General features: G+C 48.8%; 13 protein-coding genes, 7 tRNA genes and 3 rRNA genes. 1 reads left to right on the top strand and 22 read right to left on the bottom strand.

Annotated features, from left to right (window positions below; genetic code table 11):
• Positions 1 to 20: 20 nt before the first annotated feature.
• The 11 genes from V1499_RS04040 to V1499_RS03990 all read right to left on the bottom strand — a co-directional run bounded on the left by V1499_RS04040 (position 21) and on the right by V1499_RS03990 (position 6,908).
• Positions 21 to 93 (bottom strand) — tRNA-Phe (locus tag V1499_RS04040).
• A 5-nt stretch (positions 94 to 98) separates the two neighbouring features.
• Positions 99 to 175: transfer RNA gene (locus tag V1499_RS04035), tRNA-Asp, on the bottom strand.
• Positions 176 to 178: 3 nt separating this feature from the next.
• Positions 179 to 252, bottom strand: a tRNA-Met gene (locus V1499_RS04030).
• A gap of 162 nt (positions 253 to 414) precedes the next feature.
• Positions 415 to 490 (bottom strand) — tRNA-Val (locus V1499_RS04025).
• A 6-nt stretch (positions 491 to 496) separates the two neighbouring features.
• Positions 497 to 571, bottom strand: a tRNA-Glu gene (locus tag V1499_RS04020).
• A 16-nt stretch (positions 572 to 587) separates the two neighbouring features.
• Positions 588 to 678, bottom strand: a tRNA-Ser gene (locus tag V1499_RS04015).
• A 6-nt stretch (positions 679 to 684) separates the two neighbouring features.
• A tRNA-Asn gene (locus tag V1499_RS04010) sits at positions 685 to 759 on the bottom strand.
• A gap of 16 nt (positions 760 to 775) precedes the next feature.
• Positions 776 to 891: ribosomal RNA gene (rrf, locus tag V1499_RS04005) — 5S ribosomal RNA — on the bottom strand.
• Positions 892 to 1,005: 114 nt separating this feature from the next.
• Positions 1,006 to 3,938: ribosomal RNA gene (locus V1499_RS04000) — 23S ribosomal RNA — on the bottom strand.
• Between the two features lie 232 nt (positions 3,939 to 4,170).
• Positions 4,171 to 5,722: ribosomal RNA gene (locus V1499_RS03995) — 16S ribosomal RNA — on the bottom strand.
• Together the 16S, 23S and 5S rRNA genes with 7 tRNA genes alongside form the textbook arrangement of a ribosomal RNA operon.
• A gap of 322 nt (positions 5,723 to 6,044) precedes the next feature.
• Complete coding sequence (locus V1499_RS03990) at positions 6,045 to 6,908, bottom strand: nucleotidyltransferase-like protein (protein WP_409274003.1); 864 nt, start codon at positions 6,906 to 6,908, stop codon at positions 6,045 to 6,047.
• Between the two features lie 156 nt (positions 6,909 to 7,064).
• Between V1499_RS03990 and V1499_RS03985 the strand changes: the two genes are divergently transcribed.
• The gene (locus tag V1499_RS03985; protein WP_316570384.1) at positions 7,065 to 7,412 is read left to right on the top strand and encodes a YgzB family protein; all 348 of its coding nucleotides are present in this window, start codon (positions 7,065 to 7,067) and stop codon (positions 7,410 to 7,412) included.
• Between the two features lie 50 nt (positions 7,413 to 7,462).
• On the opposite strand, the gene perR is transcribed toward V1499_RS03985, so the two are convergent.
• From perR to fliR, 11 genes are all read right to left on the bottom strand, one after another.
• Positions 7,463 to 7,903, bottom strand: coding sequence for a peroxide-responsive transcriptional repressor PerR (gene perR / locus V1499_RS03980; RefSeq protein ID WP_409274001.1), 441 nt, complete (start codon positions 7,901 to 7,903; stop codon positions 7,463 to 7,465).
• Positions 7,904 to 8,011: 108 nt separating this feature from the next.
• Positions 8,012 to 8,563 (bottom strand): cob(I)yrinic acid a,c-diamide adenosyltransferase, encoded by a 552-nt coding sequence (locus tag V1499_RS03975; protein WP_409273999.1) that lies wholly within the window; start codon positions 8,561 to 8,563, stop codon positions 8,012 to 8,014.
• Between the two features lies 1 nt (position 8,564).
• Positions 8,565 to 9,512: a D-2-hydroxyacid dehydrogenase gene (locus V1499_RS03970; protein WP_409273997.1), complete on the bottom strand. Its 948-nt coding sequence runs from the start codon at positions 9,510 to 9,512 to the stop codon at positions 8,565 to 8,567.
• A 196-nt stretch (positions 9,513 to 9,708) separates the two neighbouring features.
• A complete protein-coding gene (gene bcp / locus V1499_RS03965; protein WP_409276220.1) occupies positions 9,709 to 10,176 on the bottom strand; it encodes a thioredoxin-dependent thiol peroxidase in 468 nt (155 codons plus the stop codon).
• Between the two features lie 102 nt (positions 10,177 to 10,278).
• On the bottom strand, positions 10,279 to 10,689 hold the full coding sequence (locus V1499_RS03960; protein ID WP_409273995.1) for an ion channel: 411 nt from the start codon (positions 10,687 to 10,689) through the stop codon (positions 10,279 to 10,281).
• 564 nt (positions 10,690 to 11,253) lie between these two features.
• Complete coding sequence (locus V1499_RS03955; RefSeq protein ID WP_409273993.1) at positions 11,254 to 11,961, bottom strand: sigma-70 family RNA polymerase sigma factor; 708 nt, start codon at positions 11,959 to 11,961, stop codon at positions 11,254 to 11,256.
• A gap of 35 nt (positions 11,962 to 11,996) precedes the next feature.
• Complete coding sequence (locus V1499_RS03950; protein WP_409273991.1) at positions 11,997 to 12,866, bottom strand: MinD/ParA family protein; 870 nt, start codon at positions 12,864 to 12,866, stop codon at positions 11,997 to 11,999.
• A complete protein-coding gene (gene flhF, locus V1499_RS03945; RefSeq protein ID WP_409273989.1) occupies positions 12,826 to 14,031 on the bottom strand; it encodes a flagellar biosynthesis protein FlhF in 1,206 nt (401 codons plus the stop codon). Before flhF ends, V1499_RS03950 begins: the two co-directional genes overlap by 41 nt.
• On the bottom strand, positions 14,028 to 16,058 hold the full coding sequence (gene flhA / locus V1499_RS03940; protein WP_409273987.1) for a flagellar biosynthesis protein FlhA: 2,031 nt from the start codon (positions 16,056 to 16,058) through the stop codon (positions 14,028 to 14,030). Before flhA ends, flhF begins: the two co-directional genes overlap by 4 nt.
• A gap of 11 nt (positions 16,059 to 16,069) precedes the next feature.
• Positions 16,070 to 17,152 carry a flagellar biosynthesis protein FlhB gene (gene flhB / locus V1499_RS03935; protein ID WP_409273986.1) on the bottom strand — a complete coding sequence of 361 codons (1,083 nt, stop codon included), beginning with the start codon at positions 17,150 to 17,152 and terminating at the stop codon, positions 16,070 to 16,072.
• A gap of 14 nt (positions 17,153 to 17,166) precedes the next feature.
• Positions 17,167 to 17,934 carry a flagellar biosynthetic protein FliR gene (gene fliR / locus V1499_RS03930; protein WP_409273984.1) on the bottom strand — a complete coding sequence of 256 codons (768 nt, stop codon included), beginning with the start codon at positions 17,932 to 17,934 and terminating at the stop codon, positions 17,167 to 17,169.
• Position 17,935 lies beyond the last annotated feature (1 nt).

Below are 17,935 nucleotides of genomic sequence, written 5' to 3'. Positions count from 1 at the left end.
AATATAAATTAAATTAAATATGGCTCAGGACGGAATCGAACCGCCGACACAAGGATTTTCAGTCCTTTGCTCTACCGACTGAGCTACTGAGCCATAAATGGCGGTCTGGACGGGACTCGAACCCGCGACCTCCTGCGTGACAGGCAGGCATTCTAACCAACTGAACTACCAGACCAAATTGCGGGGGCAGGATTTGAACCTGCGACCTTCGGGTTATGAGCCCGACGAGCTACCGGACTGCTCCACCCCGCGACGATAAAAAAATATTACATTTTTGTCATGCTCATTGGGAGCATTGACTGTCCCCATCTCAGTAGGCTAACTCAAGAAGCAGCTCGATGGGTACAACTCGCAGTTTAATCAGTGAGGCAACGCTCGTTGCTCCACCCCGCGACAATAAAAAATATAAACCTATGGTGGAGGATGACGGGATCGAACCGCCGACCCTCTGCTTGTAAGGCAGATGCTCTCCCAGCTGAGCTAATCCTCCAATGTATGGTGACCCCTACGGGATTCGAACCCGTGTTACCGCCGTGAAAGGGCGGTGTCTTAACCGCTTGACCAAGGGGCCAGTATTAAAATATATATGGCGGAGAGCAAGGGATTTGAACCCTTGATACGCGGTTAGCGTATACACGATTTCCAATCGTGCTCCTTCGGCCACTCGGACAGCTCTCCATTTGTTGGCTCCGCAGGTAGGACTCGAACCTACGACCGATCGGTTAACAGCCGATTGCTCTACCACTGAGCTACTGCGGAATAGTATTTAATCAAAGCCCGGCAGCGTCCTACTCTCACAGGGGCAAGGCCCCAACTACCATCGGCGCTGAGAAGCTTAACTTCCGTGTTCGGTATGGGAACGGGTGTGGCCTTCTCGCCATAACTGCCAGACATTGAATCAGACATACTTTATTATAATACCTTTTCAGGTTTTTTCAAGTGGAAATTTCATTCCCTCAAAACTGGATAATTTTCAGAAGAAGTTCGGAAGAACGAGCAATCTATTTGGTTAAGTCCTCGATCGATTAGTATCAGTCAGCTCCACACGTCGCCGTGCTTCCACCTCTGACCTATCAACCTGATCATCTTTCAGGGATCTTACTTCTTACGAATGGGAAATCTCATCTTGAGGGGGGCTTCATGCTTAGATGCTTTCAGCACTTATCCCGTCCGCACATAGCTACCCAGCGATGCCTTTGGCAAGACAACTGGTACACCAGCGGTGCGTCCATCCCGGTCCTCTCGTACTAAGGACAGCTCCTCTCAAATTTCCTGCGCCCACGACGGATAGGGACCGAACTGTCTCACGACGTTCTGAACCCAGCTCGCGTACCGCTTTAATGGGCGAACAGCCCAACCCTTGGGACCGACTACAGCCCCAGGATGCGATGAGCCGACATCGAGGTGCCAAACCTCCCCGTCGATGTGGACTCTTGGGGGAGATAAGCCTGTTATCCCCGGGGTAGCTTTTATCCGTTGAGCGATGGCCCTTCCATGCGGAACCACCGGATCACTAAGCCCGACTTTCGTCCCTGCTCGACTTGTAGGTCTCGCAGTCAAGCTCCCTTGTGCCTTTACACTCTGCGAATGATTTCCAACCATTCTGAGGGAACCTTTGGGCGCCTCCGTTACATTTTGGGAGGCGACCGCCCCAGTCAAACTGCCCGCCTGACACTGTCTCCCACCCAGATCATGGGTGCGGGTTAGAATTTCAATACAGCCAGGGTAGTATCCCACCGACGCCTCCACCGAAGCTGGCGCTCCGGCTTCACAGGCTCCTACCTATCCTGTACAAGCTGTACCAAAATTCAATATCAGGCTGCAGTAAAGCTCCACGGGGTCTTTCCGTCCTGTCGCGGGTAACCTGCATCTTCACAGGTACTATAATTTCACCGAGTCTCTCGTTGAGACAGTGCCCAGATCGTTACGCCTTTCGTGCGGGTCGGAACTTACCCGACAAGGAATTTCGCTACCTTAGGACCGTTATAGTTACGGCCGCCGTTTACTGGGGCTTCGATTCAGAGCTTCGCTTGCGCTAACCCCTCCTCTTAACCTTCCAGCACCGGGCAGGCGTCAGCCCCTATACTTCGCCTTGCGGCTTCGCAGAGACCTGTGTTTTTGCTAAACAGTCGCCTGGGCCTATTCACTGCGGCTCTTCAGGGCTATGAACCCTAAAGAGCACCCCTTCTCCCGAAGTTACGGGGTCATTTTGCCGAGTTCCTTAACGAGAGTTCTCTCGCTCACCTTAGGATTCTCTCCTCGCCTACCTGTGTCGGTTTGCGGTACGGGCACCTTCCATCTCGCTAGAGGCTTTTCTTGGCAGTGTGGAATCAGGAACTTCGGTACTAAATTTCCCTCGCTGTCACAGCTCAGCCGTCACGGAAAGCGGATTTGCCTGCTTTCCAGCCTAACTGCTTAGACGCACATATCCGACAGTGCGCTTACCCTATCCTCCTGCGTCCCCCCATTGCTCAAACGATGAAGAGGTGGTACAGGAATATCAACCTGTTGTCCATCGCCTACGCCTTTCGGCCTCGGCTTAGGTCCCGACTAACCCTGAGCGGACGAGCCTTCCTCAGGAAACCTTAGGCATTCGGTGGATGGGATTCTCACCCATCTTTCGCTACTCATACCGGCATTCTCACTTCCAAGCGCTCCACAGGTCCTTCCGGTCCTGCTTCAACGCCCTTGGAACGCTCTCCTACCACTGACATCGAAGATGTCAATCCACAGCTTCGGTGATACGTTTAGCCCCGGTACATTTTCGGCGCAGAGTCACTCGACCAGTGAGCTATTACGCACTCTTTAAATGGTGGCTGCTTCTAAGCCAACATCCTGGTTGTCTAAGCAACTCCACATCCTTTTCCACTTAACGTATACTTTGGGACCTTAGCTGGTGGTCTGGGCTGTTTCCCTCTTGACTACGGATCTTATCACTCGCAGTCTGACTCCCACGGATAAGTCTTTGGCATTCGGAGTTTGTCTGAATTCGGTAACCCGATGGGGGCCCCTAGTCCAAACAGTGCTCTACCTCCAAGACTCTCACTACGTGAGGCTAGCCCTAAAGCTATTTCGGAGAGAACCAGCTATCTCCAGGTTCGATTGGAATTTCACCGCTACCCACACCTCATCCCCGCACTTTTCAACGTACGTGGGTTCGGTCCTCCATCCAGTGTTACCTGGACTTCAACCTGGACATGGGTAGATCACCTGGTTTCGGGTCTACGGCCACATACTCATTCGCCCTATTCAGACTCGCTTTCGCTGCGGCTCCGCCTCTTCGGCTTAACCTTGCATGGGACCGTAACTCGCCGGTTCATTCTACAAAAGGCACGCCATCACCCATGAACGGGCTCTGACTACTTGTAGGCACACGGTTTCAGGATCTCTTTCACTCCCCTTCCGGGGTGCTTTTCACCTTTCCCTCACGGTACTGGTTCACTATCGGTCACTAGGGAGTATTTAGCCTTGGGAGATGGTCCTCCCGGATTCCGACCGGATTTCACGTGTCCGGCCGTACTCAGGATCCACTCAGGAGGGAACGAAGTTTCAGCTACAGGGCTTTTACCTTCTCCGGCAGGCCTTTCCAGGCCTCTTCGCCTACCCCGTTCCTTTGTAACTCCATGTAGAGTGTCCTACAACCCCGGAAGGCAAGCCTTCCGGTTTGGGCTATGTCCCGTTTCGCTCGCCGCTACTTGGGGAATCGCGTTTGCTTTCTCTTCCTCCGGGTACTTAGATGTTTCAGTTCCCCGGGTCTGCCTTCAATACCCTATGGATTCAGGTAAAGATGCCACCCCATTACGGATGGCGGGTTTCCCCATTCGGAAATCTCCGGATCAAAGCTCACTTACAGCTCCCCGGAGCATATCGGTGTTAGTCCCGTCCTTCATCGGCTCCTAGTGCCAAGGCATCCACCGTGCGCCCTTTCTAACTTAACCTAAAAGGTCATTCCACTCTGTTTACCAGAGAGAAAACTAAAATGGCGATCACTCGGTTCTTCTTGGTTACTTCTTCTTAACATTATCCAGTTTTCAAGGAACAAACTTTGCCCGAAAGGGCAGAGTCAAAAAAAGCTTTGAAGGATTGCTCCCTCAAAACTAAACAAACAAGCGGCCAACATCACAGTCCCGAAGGACTGAGTTCCGATTGCCTTAAAGGCAATATCCTTAGAAAGGAGGTGATCCAGCCGCACCTTCCGATACGGCTACCTTGTTACGACTTCACCCCAGTCATCTGTCCCACCTTAGGCGGCTGGCTCCTTACGGTTACCCCACCGACTTCGGGTGTTACAAACTCCCGTGGTGTGACGGGCGGTGTGTACAAGGCCCGGGAACGTATTCACCGCGGCATGCTGATCCGCGATTACTAGCGATTCCGGCTTCATGCAGGCGAGTTGCAGCCTGCAATCCGAACTGAGAATGGTTTTATGGGATTGGCTCCACCTCGCGGCTTCGCTGCCCTTTGTACCATCCATTGTAGCACGTGTGTAGCCCAGGTCATAAGGGGCATGATGATTTGACGTCATCCCCACCTTCCTCCGGTTTGTCACCGGCAGTCACCTTAGAGTGCCCAACTGAATGCTGGCAACTAAGATCAAGGGTTGCGCTCGTTGCGGGACTTAACCCAACATCTCACGACACGAGCTGACGACAACCATGCACCACCTGTCACTCTGTCCCCCGAAGGGGAACGTCCTGTCTCCAGGAGTGTCAGAGGATGTCAAGACCTGGTAAGGTTCTTCGCGTTGCTTCGAATTAAACCACATGCTCCACCGCTTGTGCGGGCCCCCGTCAATTCCTTTGAGTTTCAGCCTTGCGGCCGTACTCCCCAGGCGGAGTGCTTAATGCGTTTGCTGCAGCACTAAAGGGCGGAAACCCTCTAACACTTAGCACTCATCGTTTACGGCGTGGACTACCAGGGTATCTAATCCTGTTCGCTCCCCACGCTTTCGCGCCTCAGCGTCAGTTACAGACCAGAGAGCCGCCTTCGCCACTGGTGTTCCTCCACATCTCTACGCATTTCACCGCTACACGTGGAATTCCGCTCTCCTCTTCTGCACTCAAGCCCCCCAGTTTCCAATGACCCTCCACGGTTGAGCCGTGGGCTTTCACATCAGACTTAAGAGGCCGCCTGCGCGCGCTTTACGCCCAATAATTCCGGACAACGCTTGCCACCTACGTATTACCGCGGCTGCTGGCACGTAGTTAGCCGTGGCTTTCTGGTCAGGTACCGTCAAGGTACCGGCAGTTACTCCGGTACTTGTTCTTCCCTGACAACAGAGCTTTACGACCCGAAGGCCTTCTTCGCTCACGCGGCGTTGCTCCGTCAGACTTTCGTCCATTGCGGAAGATTCCCTACTGCTGCCTCCCGTAGGAGTCTGGGCCGTGTCTCAGTCCCAGTGTGGCCGATCACCCTCTCAGGTCGGCTACGCATCGTCGCCTTGGTGGGCCATTACCCCACCAACTAGCTAATGCGCCGCGGGCCCATCTGTAAGTGACAGCCGAAACCGTCTTTCAGCTTCCCAACATGTGTTGGAAAGGATTATCCGGTATTAGCTCCGGTTTCCCGAAGTTATCCCAGTCTTACAGGCAGGTTGCCCACGTGTTACTCACCCGTCCGCCGCTAAAGTTTCAAAAGCAAGCTTTTGAAACTTCCGCTCGACTTGCATGTATTAGGCACGCCGCCAGCGTTCGTCCTGAGCCAGGATCAAACTCTCCAAAAAAGAGTATGAGTTTAGCTCATAAAGTTACGTTGGCTAGTGATCCGAAGATCACTATATTATTGTTTGTTGACGCTTGTTTGTTTAGTTTTCAAGGAACAATATTACTCATCACCGCGAGTTCCGTTTACGCGGAAACTCACCGTGTCGCATTGAGGCGACTTTTATAATATATCATAACCTCAATTACTGTGTCAATAACTTTTTTATCCGCCGCTTACGAACTATTTAGTGGTTCGTATCGCAGCGACGGATATTAATATAACAAGATTCCACCTAAAGGTCAATACCTTTTTACTTTTTTAAAATAATATTTATTCCTTTATTAACACACCTTGTAATACCTATGATACAGGCTAGGGCTTTTCGTTTCCACAGGGACCGTCTCAATCAAATTCTTTTCAGCAAGGTACTCAAGAAGGACGCTTAAATCAACTGAATAATGAACAAGCTCTTCATCCTTCATTATTTCCCCAATCGTCCAAATATCTTTCTTTTTAAGAACACTTAAAAGATGGCCCGCCCCTACCCTGGTTCTTGAATGAATCAAAAATTCGCTGGCTAGGAATAAAAGCTCAAGACGTTTCTCCAACGCCTCTTCGCTTGTAACGAGCTCCTCATAAAGCTTAAACAGCTCGGGATCAATTTGCTTTACCTGGTTCCAAACCGTTAATTCGGGATGGAAGCCGCTTTCGATGACCGCAAGGCGCGCCAAATGATGAAGTGAATGGACAACATGGTTATAGGCATCAAGGTATTGGCCATTTTCAAAAAAAGCCTTGCCGTCCAAATAACGGCGGATCAGTTTGGCAAATTCTATGCCCATCTTTATTTTCCGGCCATAAAAAGGAAAGTCCCTGAATTCCGTAAGCAAATTTCTTATGTACTCATTTCTGTCGAAAACAACTTTCGCTCCGTAAAGCCATTCGAAAATTTTCCGGTTCGTACCAAGGAGCATCCACTCCCGTAACTTAGCCTCGGTAATTGTATGAAGTGCGGCTTTCTCTTCTCCATAGGAATAATGTTTTATCGTAATTGGCTCATCGGCTTCATTGACAATCACCAAAAGAATTGCATCAAAAAAATCAGTGGCCGGGCTGTATTTCTCTTTTTTTTCAACCAATAAAATCCCCATAGTATTCGATTGGCTGGCCCTTTCCTGGTATATCGGGCGAAGAATATCTTCCATGGTCGTTCCTCCAAAACATTGATAGCTATAGTTTCGACAATAATTTCTTTTTTTCCTTCCTTAATTAAAAACCATTTTTTCTTCTATCCCAAAACGATTGCCCAAGTTCCACCAAAATCGCTTGTATGGTATAGTTAAGAATCGGGAGGGAATTGCATGGGGAAGTATTCGAGTAAAATTAATAAAATCCGTACTTTTGCACTAAGCCTTATTTTCATTGGATTTATTATTATGTATGGCGGCATCTTTTTCCGGACATCACCCGTTTTAATGACAATATTCATGCTCGTCGGGTTTTTGTTCATTATCGCAAGTACTGTAGTCTACTTCTGGATAGGCATGCTTTCAACAAAGACGGTACAGGTGGTATGCCCGAATTGCGAAAGGCACACGAAAATGCTTGGCCGGGTAGACATGTGCATGTACTGCCGAGAACCGCTGACACTTGATCCTAATCTCGAAGGAAAGGAATTCGACGAGTCCTATAATAAGAAGAAACAGTAACAAATAACGCCCGGATGCGCTTATCCGGGCGTTTTGCTAATTATATTAGATTAGTGCGCTTCCTTCGCGGAGCAATCTGGGCATTCCCCATAAATCTCCATCCGGTGGTGTGCGACTTTAAAGCCAGTCACATGGGATGCGAGATGCTCAACCTCGTCCAGGCCCGGATAATAAAAGTCGACGATTTTATTGCACTTTTCACAAATAATGTGGTAGTGGTCGGATGTCTTAAAATCAAACCTGCTCGAGGCGTCACCGTAAGTCAGTTCCTTTACAAGCCCTACTTCCTTAAAAACGCGGAGGTTATTGTAAACCGTCGCGACACTCATGTTTGGGAATTTGCCTTCAAGGGCTTTATAAATGTCATCTGCAGTCGGGTGCGACATGGATTGGATTAAATACTCCAGTATGGCATGGCGCTGCGGAGTCATTCTAACCCCAGATTCTTTTAAAACTTCCAATGCTTCCTTCAAATGTTGCGGCACCGACATGCACCTCTCTTCTATACATAAATTCTTAAATTATAATTGTTATAATTAGTTTATAAGAAAATGGGGGCATTTGTCAATATGCCTGCTCATCTACCTATTACCAAATGGCTACGATTGGTGCAGAGTTTTTTCCTCTGCCCCAAGTTTCATGTTTACATATCTTGCCGTGACAAAAAGAAGGTCGGATAGCCTGTTTAAATAGGCAAGCACCAACGGATTCACCGACTCACCCAAGGATACCGCCGCCCGCTCCGCCCGTCTGGAGACAGTCCTGGCAACATGAAAGGCCGCGCCTGCAGGATGTCCGCCTGGGAGAATAAAATTCGTTAACTGTGGCAATTTCTCATCCCATTCATCAATTCGCTTTTCCATTTCCTCAATATCTTTTCCGGAAATGGCCCATTTTACTTCTTTGCCTTCAGGAGTCGCAAGTTCCGCGCCAACGTGAAAGAGTTCCGTCTGAATTTTATGGTACACGGCATCGATTTTATCCTTCCCGTCAAAAAATTCATTTTTCAAAAGCGAGAGGGCAAGGCCGATTGCAGAATTTGTTTCATCACATGTACCATATGCCTCAACCCGCGCATCATCCTTCGGGACCCGGCTTCCGTAAATGAGGGAGGTTGTTCCTTTATCCCCTGATTTCGTATAAATTTTCACCTTAATACCCCCTTGCCAAATCAATTACATTTATATAGCTGCCTTCGTTAGTCCGATAAACCTGGAGATTATGCCTGAAAATTTCGAGCGACCGGGGCATGTAGTTTTCGGTAATGCTTGATATGTGCGGCGTAACCGTGACATTTTCCATCTTCCAAAAAGGATGCCCTTTAGGCAGCGGCTCGGTTTGAAAAACATCGAGGTAGGCATGCGCGATAACCTGCTCCTGCATTACTTTAAGAAGAATTTCTTCTTGGACTAGGTCGCCTCTGCCAATATTAATGAAGACTGCAGTATCCTTCATCATCCGGAAATGCTCTTCTTTCAATAAATGTTTTGTTTCATCCGTGCTTGGCAGAACGGATACGATGAAGTCGGCGTCAGGCAAATAGGCTTCGATATTCTCAAATGTATCGGTTTGGTCCGCATCCTGATGAGGCTTGCCGCTTCGGTTAATTCCTGTTACCTTCATCCTGAACGCCTTTGCCAGCCTGGCTGTTTCCCCACCGATAGCGCCAATTCCCAGGACGAGGATGTGTTTCCCGGCAAGCTCCCCGACTTTGACTTTCCTATCCCATTCCTCCAGCTCTTCATTCCGGCGGATTGCCGGGAACTGCTTGACATGCTGAAGCATCGTACCGATTGTAAATTCAGCCATTGGGATTTTGTGGATTCCCCTTGCGTTTGTAACGAGAATTTCCCGCTTGGCGCAGGCTTCGAATGGCATTTTCTCCATTCCGGCTGACATAATCATAATCCATTTAAGCTTTTCGGCTTTTTGAATATAGTCATCGTTCAAATCTTCCCCGTATGTAACAATGATTTCAGCTTCCGGCAGGTAATCGGCCGCCGAACCAATTCGACTGAAGTGAATCGTAAAGTCGGGATATTCTTGGCGAATGCCTTCCTGGACGCTTTCAAGCGGTACGAATGTAAACAATATGTTCATAAAAACACCCCTATTTTTTCCTCAATCATACCATTCCAACAAGATCTTGTAATATTCAAAACCTTTTTCCGGGTAAAAAAAGAGGGCCGGAAGATCCGGCCCGAATTCTAATAATCTGAGGAGGTATGCCCTACTATAACGTATTCGCTCCATAGCAATTTGCATGGACAATAGCCTTTTCCTGTAAAAATAGGCCTCAGGCGTTCGCCCTGACAAATTCGAGCGCTTCCTCCACGTGGCCTTTCACCTTGACGCCACGCCACTCCTTGGAAATCATGCCTTCCTTGTCGATGACAAACGTGCTTCTTTCAATTCCCATGTATTCCTTGCCGAAATTTTTCTTCAGCTTCCACACGCCATACGCCTCAGCCACACTGTGGTCCGTGTCCGCCAATAGCTGGAATGGCAAATCGTATTTGTCGATGAATTTCTTATGCCTGTCAACCGGGTCTGGGCTGATGCCGATGACTACTGCATTTACATCTTCAAAGCTTTTGTGTTGATCGCGGAAATCGCACGCCTGTGTTGTGCATCCAGGCGTCATATCCTTTGGGTAAAAATAAAGGACGACATTCTTCCCCCTGAAATCCGATAATTTTACCTGGCTGCCATCCACTGAAGGAAGGCTGAAATCCGGTGCTGCTGCTCCTGTCTGGACAGTCATCACATTCACTCCATTCATAAATGATTCTGCCTTTAGACTAACCAAATAGGGGAATTTGTACAACTTTTGAGATTAGGGCTTCCATGGAGAGCTGGCTACCACCTATTCCCTTTCCATCACGGCTCTCGCTACAAAGGCTGCTGGAATTGTATAACCAATCAGGGCTTCGAGGATTGCGATGAACCGACCAACACCAAGCGGCACCACATCACCATGCCCAACGGAAAAGAGCGTCATGGCGCTAAAGTACACAGCAGTACCCGCTTTTCTTAAAAAGCTCCCGTCCCCCGATCCGCCTGTTTCTGCTAGCACAGGCACGGAATAAAGGCCAAACAGAAGGTACACCATCCCGAAACCGACAAGAACTGTAAAATAGACCATCCCTAAATAGAGGAAGTTTTCCAGCGACAGGATGCTGCTCCCCCTCATCCTGTTGGGGACGAACAAAGTCCGCAGGCTCATAAACAGGCATACTCCCGTACCGATCAGCAAAGCAAAATACAATCCGTCCACCACCCAGAAATTGTTTAGCCGGTCTCCCCCACTCTTAAGGGTCAGTAAGCCCTAAAGGTCCGATTCGTGAGATACAGTGAAACTAGCCGCTACGCATTTAAGCGGCTTAGTTGAACCAATCGGGTTCGTACTGCCGCTTAATTTCCGCCTTAGCGGAGAATTAGCGGCAGTAGAACGCGGCTAACCATCAGCGGACAAACACCGCTGATGGAAGGTTCACTTTATACTATGCCAACTTGTCCAGGATTAGAGCAGTTATTGAGTTAATGCGCTTGTTGAATTTGGAACGTGGAAGAAATGCGGAGCCTAATAATAGGAAAAGCAACGACTCCCTCTTTTAACGACCGAAGGACCACCTGGCCAATGCTGTTCAAGCGTTAAATCCTCTTTTAACGCCCAAAGGACGCCTGACCACTGCTGTTCCGGCACTAAGCCATCATTAATTTAGCCCAATAGAAAAAAGCGGCCATTTTCCTCGAAAAGAACCGCTTTTTTAAAAAATAGAACCTCCCCTTAAAACAAAAAGCCTGCTTCCGCCAGACGCGAAAACAGGCTACGTACAACCTACCAATCAAATCCCTGCTGTTCCATCTGCTTGCGGAGGCGTTTGATGGCCTGCTGGTGCAGCTGGGATGCCCTGGATTTATGTACGCCAAGAATGACGCTCACATCCGTCAGGCTCAAGTTTTCATAATAAACAAGTGCGAGGGTAAGCTTTTCCCTTTCCGGTAACGAATCGATCATGGAAGCAAGGGCCATTTTGCGCTCCCTTGTCTCAACCCACTCTTCCTGCTTGACCATTGTTTGGTCTTCAACCTGCCTGGCTGAGGCGTCCTCGTCCCGGTCGGCCGGCTCATCCAACGACTCCTGGTTGATGAAGGAAAGCTGCATTTGCGTTTGTTCATATTCGTGCACGCTGATGCCGAGATACTCGCTAACCTCTATTGGTGTCGGCCTGCGGAGATGTACCTGTTCCAATTCCTCGACCGCCTTGCGGATCCGCTTTTCTTTTGATCGAAGGGTACGGGAAACATGGTCCGTCTGCCGCAACCCATCAAGGATTTCGCCTCTTATTCGCTGCACGGCGTACGTTTCAAACTTTACGCCCTGCCCTGGGTTATATTTCAGGCCCGCATCCCAAAGCCCTGTCATCCCAAAGGAAAGCAGCTCGTTTTCATCTGCTTTGTCCGATAATTTCCTCTTCATTTGGGATACAACCATATGAACCAATGGAATATATTGATCTAATTCCTTTTCGGCATTCCAAGTCAATATGCTTCCCCCCTTCAAAGTTTTTTCAGACATCATCATTGCAGAAATTTCGAAAGGCTTCGGATAAAGCCTTTTATGCCGCCGCTTTCCTGCTGGGCCGGGATTCCGGTGACAAACCTTTCGGCGAGCTTTTTTAGCATTGCCGAAGCAGGGGTGCGGGGATATTCGAGATAAAAGGGCACTTGCTTCAACACCGACTTTGTGACATTGGCGTCATCCGGTATGGCACCAAAAATTTTCAGCTCTTTATTTAAAAATGACTGGACAGCCATCTTGAACTTCCCCGCGGCTTCCATCCCTTCTCTCTGGTGGGAAACTCGGTTCACAAGAAGGTGAAAGGATAGCGATTTTTTTTGGCTGTGCAGGATTTTTACAACAGAATAGGCATCCGCCATGGATGTCGGTTCCGGCGTCGTCAGTAAGATGATATCATCCGCTGCCAGATGGCATCGCTGTGCTTCTACCGTAAGCCCCGCCCCGGTATCGATTAAAATGATATCGGCGTAGCCATGAAGTTTTTCAAGTTCTTCGAAAAAATAGTCCCTTTCTTCCCCGGTCATCTGGAACAGGCTATGAAATCCGGAGCCCCCGGCCAAGTATTGAAGGCCGAGCGGGCCATTTTCCAGCACAGCCCAAATGCTTTTTCGCTCTTTGATCATGTCCATCAGATTGGCCTTTGGCGCAGCGCCCATTAAAATGTCCAGATTCGCCATTCCGATATCAAGGTCGATGACTACGACCTTTTGGCCAAGTTCCATCAGGCATAATGCGAAATTCAAAGTGAAATTCGACTTTCCGACTCCGCCTTTTCCACTCGCTATCGTTACGACCCGGGAGAGTTTCTGTTCTCCCGGGGTGAGGGTATTAGACAATCGCCTTAAATGATAAGCCTGATCCTGCAGCATTCTCATCGACCCCCAACAATTTTTTTGCCATATACTCAGCTTCGGCGGGCATTATGTCCTGAGGAACTTCCTGCCCCGTGCATATAAAGGCTAAGGGGTACGGATAGTGGTATGCCATATTAAGGGCTGCACCATAACAGGTCGTTTCGTCCCATTTGGTTAAAATCAGCTTGTCGATGGGAACAGCTTTCATTTCTTCAACGATTTTCTTCATATCTCTCCACCTTGATGTCATGCTTAAAACCAAGTAATTTTCCTGGCGGGTATCGTAACGTAAAAACTGGTTTACTTCATTAATATATTGCCGTTCTAGATAGTTCCGCCCGGCGGTGTCCATGAAGACCACATGGCGGCCTTTCATTGTTTTCATTGCGGTTTCAAGCTCATCTTCCTTCATGACCACTTCGAGCGGGATGTTCAGGATATCCGCATACGTCAAAAGCTGCTCCACTGCCGCAATCCTGAACGTATCCGATGTCAACAGGCCGACCTTCTGTTTTTTCTGGAAAGCGCGGGCAGCGGCAAGTTTGGCTATGGTGGTTGTTTTTCCAACACCGGTTGGGCCGACAAGGGTAATCAAGGACGGTGGCCCGGCGGGTACGCTTTTTTCCGGTTCGGATGCCACCCCTTCCCGGAAAAGCTCAGTGACAACTTTCAAAATGAGCCTTCCCATTTCTTCCTCGCCGGCTCTTTTTCCCGTTTGTTCAGCTTTTTTTACAATATACTGGATAACCTCCTGATCCACTTCCTGGTCCTCAAGGTGGTTCACCCACTTTTCGAGTGGCCCCGGAAGCTTCTGCTCTTCCGTGCCGCTTTTAAGCATGGAATGAATCAGGCCTTTAACCTCTGAAATTTCTCTGAGGACTTCCTTATCTGAAATTCCCCTAAGGACTTCCTTTTCTGAAAAAACTTCCTGCGTGCCAGCATCCGCCATACTCGATTCCATCTGAAGGGGTTCTGGCTGGCGCACTTCCTCTTTAGGGGGGCTTTCTTTCGAAATGTCGGCGGCTGCGACCACCTCGAGCCGTTTCCTTCCAAAAAGTCCAAATATCCCGCCTACCTTGATTTCCTTTGAATTCAGGATGAAGGCGTTTGTTCCAAGGTCCTTGAAAATCAGCGGGTAGGCCTCAGTCAGATTATCGACGATATACGTTTTTATTTTCATACCTTCACCACTCCAACACTTTTCACTTCAACGGTCGGTTCTAGCTCATTATAGGAAAGGATCGGAATATCATTGAATGCCCGTTCTAGGAGCTGCCTGACGTACATCCTGATTCCGGATGACGATAAAATGACCGGGCGGATACCCATTTCCGCCATTTGCTGGATTGATTCCGTGAATGTCCCAATCAACTGATTCGCGGAATCCGGATCGATTGCCAGAATGTCTCCTTGCTCGGTCCGCTGAATCGACTCCGCCAGCTTTTTCTCGATTGCGGCCCCGACCTGGATCGCATGGATGACGCCGTTTTGTACGTGCTGGTAGGTCAATTGGCGGGAGAGCGACTGTCTGACATATTCGGTCAGGATATCGGTATTTTTCGTATACGACGCATACTCGGCAAGCGCCTCGAAAATGACTGATAGGCTTCTGACCGATACATTTTCCTTAAGAAGCTTCTGGAGAACCTTCTGGACATCCCCAATGCTCAGGACGTTCGGGATAAGCTCTTCAACCAGCGAAGGATGCGTTTCCCTAACATGGTTGATCAGCTGGCTTGTTTCTTCCCTGCCCAGGATTTCATGGGCATATTTTTTAATCGTTTCAGACAGGTGGGTGCTGATAACGGACGATGGGTCAATGACCGTATAGCCGAACAATTCAGCTTCATCTTTCTGATCTTCTGTAATCCATAAGGCAGGAAGCCCGAATGTTGGCTCGGTTGTTTCGACCCCTTCGATTCCATGGTCCTCGTCAGCCGGGTTCAGCATGAGGAAATGGTCAAGAAGGATTTCACCGCTTGCGACCTGATTTCCTTTTATCTTTATGACATATTCATTGTGCTGCAGCTGGATATTGTCACGGATCCGGATAACCGGGACGACGAGGCCAAGTTCCATCGCAATCTGCCTGCGGATGGCAACCACCCGGTCAAGCAAATCGCCGCCCTGATTCGCATCGGCCAGCATAATCAGCCCAATGCCAAATTCAAATTCAATTGGGTCCTCACGGAGGAGGTTAAAGACATTTTCCGGCCTCCGCACTTCTTCAAGTTCGTTTTCAACTTCATGATCTTCAAGTGCTGACTCCCCATTCGTCTGGCGTTTCTGGATTTGATAACCGGCGAATGCAAGCAGCCCGGCCATACCCCATGTAAGGAAAATCCCGATTGGCGTAAACACTCCGAGCAGGGCGATTACCCCAGCAACGATATAAAGAAGATAAGGGTAGGAAAACATTTGCTTCGTCAAGTCATCGCCAAGGTTCCCTTCCGAAGCAGCCCTTGTGACCATGATTCCCATCGCTGTTGAAATGAGCAAAGCTGGAATCTGGCTGACGAGACCATCCCCAACCGAGAGGATTGTGAATGTATTGACTGCTTCAGATAAAGCCATGCCATGGGTTGTCATTCCGATTGCGAATCCCGCCGTGATATTAATGATCAGAATGATAATGCCTGCAATGGCGTCCCCTTTTACAAACTTGCTCGCACCGTCCATTGAACCGTAGAAATCCGCTTCCTGTTCAACCTTTTTGCGGCGCGCCCTCGCATCCTGGTCGTTAATCATTCCTGTGTTCAAATCGGCATCGATGCTCATTTGCTTACCAGGCATTGCATCAAGGGTAAAGCGGGCAGCAACCTCTGCGACACGCTCCGATCCCTTTGTGATAACAATGAATTGAATGATGACTAGAATAAGAAAGACAATAAAACCGACAACCGCGTTTCCACCGATAACAAAGTTTCCAAATGCTTCAATGACTTTCCCTGCGTGGGCATGGGTTAAGATCGATCTCGTGCTCGAGACGTTCAAGGCGAGACGGAACAAAGTGGTCAGCAAGATAATGGATGGGAAAATTGAAAAGTCCAGTGGTTCCTTCGTGTTCATCGTAATCAACAGAATCATGATGGACATCGAAAGATTCAATATAAGCAATATATCCAGCATAACTGTCGGTATCGGGATAACCATCATTACAACAATCAATATGACAGCCACCAGGACCCCAAAGTTTTTAAACGTCATTTCGTCACCCTCTACTTGCTTAAAGTTCCTTTAACCCGGTACACATAGGCCAATACTTCCGCTACCGCCTTGAACAGTTCTTCCGGTATTTCCTCGCCAACTTCGACACCCGCGTAGAGCGTCCTTGCAAGCGGTTTGTTTTCCATAATAATTACTCGATGCTCTTTTGCTACTTCCCTTATTTTCAAGGCCAGGAAGTCGGTACCTTTGGCAACGACGACCGGAACGGCCATTTTTCCAGCTTCATAGGCAATCGCAACCGCATAGTGGGTTGGATTCGTGACAACGACCGCAGCTTTCGGAACATCCTGCATCATCCTCGCGCTCGCGATCTGGCGTTGTTTTTCTTTGATTTTCTGTTTGATTAACGGATCGCCTTCAGTTTTCTTATGTTCATCCTTAATGTCCTGCTTTGACATCCTCAGTTTCTTCGCGTGGTCGTACCTTTGATAAACAAGGTCAGCCACCGCAAGCACTAAGTAAACGGACGAAACAATCATACCCATCTTGAAAGTCAGTGAGGCAAGCGTCGAAACAATCAAAAAAGGATCCATTTGCGGAAGCTTCAGCACGACTCCCCGCTGGTTCCAGAGGTACAAACCGGCTACCGTCGCGATCAAAATAACTTTTAGAATCGATTTCAACAGCTCGACAATGCTTCTCATCGAAAAAATCCGCTTCGCCCCGGCAATGGGATCGATTTTTTTCAAGTCCATCTTAATGGACTCACCGGTAATCAAAAAACCGACCTGGGATATGGTTGAAACGATAGCGGAAAGCCACGCGATAAACAGAATCGGCGCCGCGATTAAAACCGCGTCAATCAGCATGTTTTTAAAAAGCAGGACAGTTGATTCTTCCGTTAAATCCCACAATAGCCCATCCGAAAGTCCGCTAGTAAAAAGCCTAAGTATCCTCGGCCCGGCCAGTTCCCCGTAAAAGGATAGGAAAGAGAATGAGCCCAGGAGAACCAGGGCATTCGATAAGTCGGTACTCTTGGCAACCTGGCCTTTTTTTCTCGCCTCCTGCTTTTTGCGGGGGGTGGCTTTTTCGGTTTTTTCGGCAAAATGTTGTAAATCGAGCCGTAGGAGCATGATGTGATCTTCCTTTAGGTCCCCAGAATCTTCAATATACTTTCAATTGAATGGGTCATAGTGCGGACGAGCTTTCCCATCACAAAAAAGAAGACGGGCATCGTAATGAATAAAACAATATAGTGGACAATGAGCTTCACTGGGATACCGACAACAAACAGATTCATCTGCGGAACCATTTTCGACAGCAGCCCAAGTGCGATATCGACCATGAAAATGGTCCCCATTATGGGGGAAGCGATTAATATCGCGATCCAAAACATGTTTTTTGTTATGGAAACGGCTAGTTGGGCCATGCTGCCCGCCGCTCCCGCCGGCAGCCAAAGCTCCGCGGGAATCCATTCGAAGCTTGCCACCGCGCCTTTTAAAAGGATATGGTGGGCGTCCACCGCCAAAAAGAACAACATAGCCAGTGCATAGTAGAAGCGGCCAGTAATATTCTCCTGAACCCCTGTGTGCGGGTTAAACAGAGTGGACATCGCAAGGCCGCTTTGCATGTCGACAAAGCTTCCCGCGAGCTGGATAGCGTAAACCAGGAAAGCAGTTAGCAGCCCAAGGCTTATGCCTACCGCTGTTTCTTTTAAAACAAGCAGAAGATAGACTGAATCCATTTCCGGAATAAGAACCGGCTCCACCACCCCTGCAACCATGACGGTAACAAAAAATGCAATTCCAATTTTAAACTGAGGCGGAATTTGCCGGTCCCCCCAAACTGGCGCCGCCAGGAAGAAACCGGCGAGCCGGACAAAAACCAGGAGCCAAAAAGGCAAGTAAGTCATCATA

The organism is Neobacillus oceani (assembly GCF_046237595.1).
Taxonomy (GTDB): Bacteria; Bacillota; Bacilli; order Bacillales; family Cytobacillaceae; genus Bacillus_D; species Bacillus_D oceani.
This window is presented reverse-complemented; position numbering and strand designations above follow the sequence as displayed.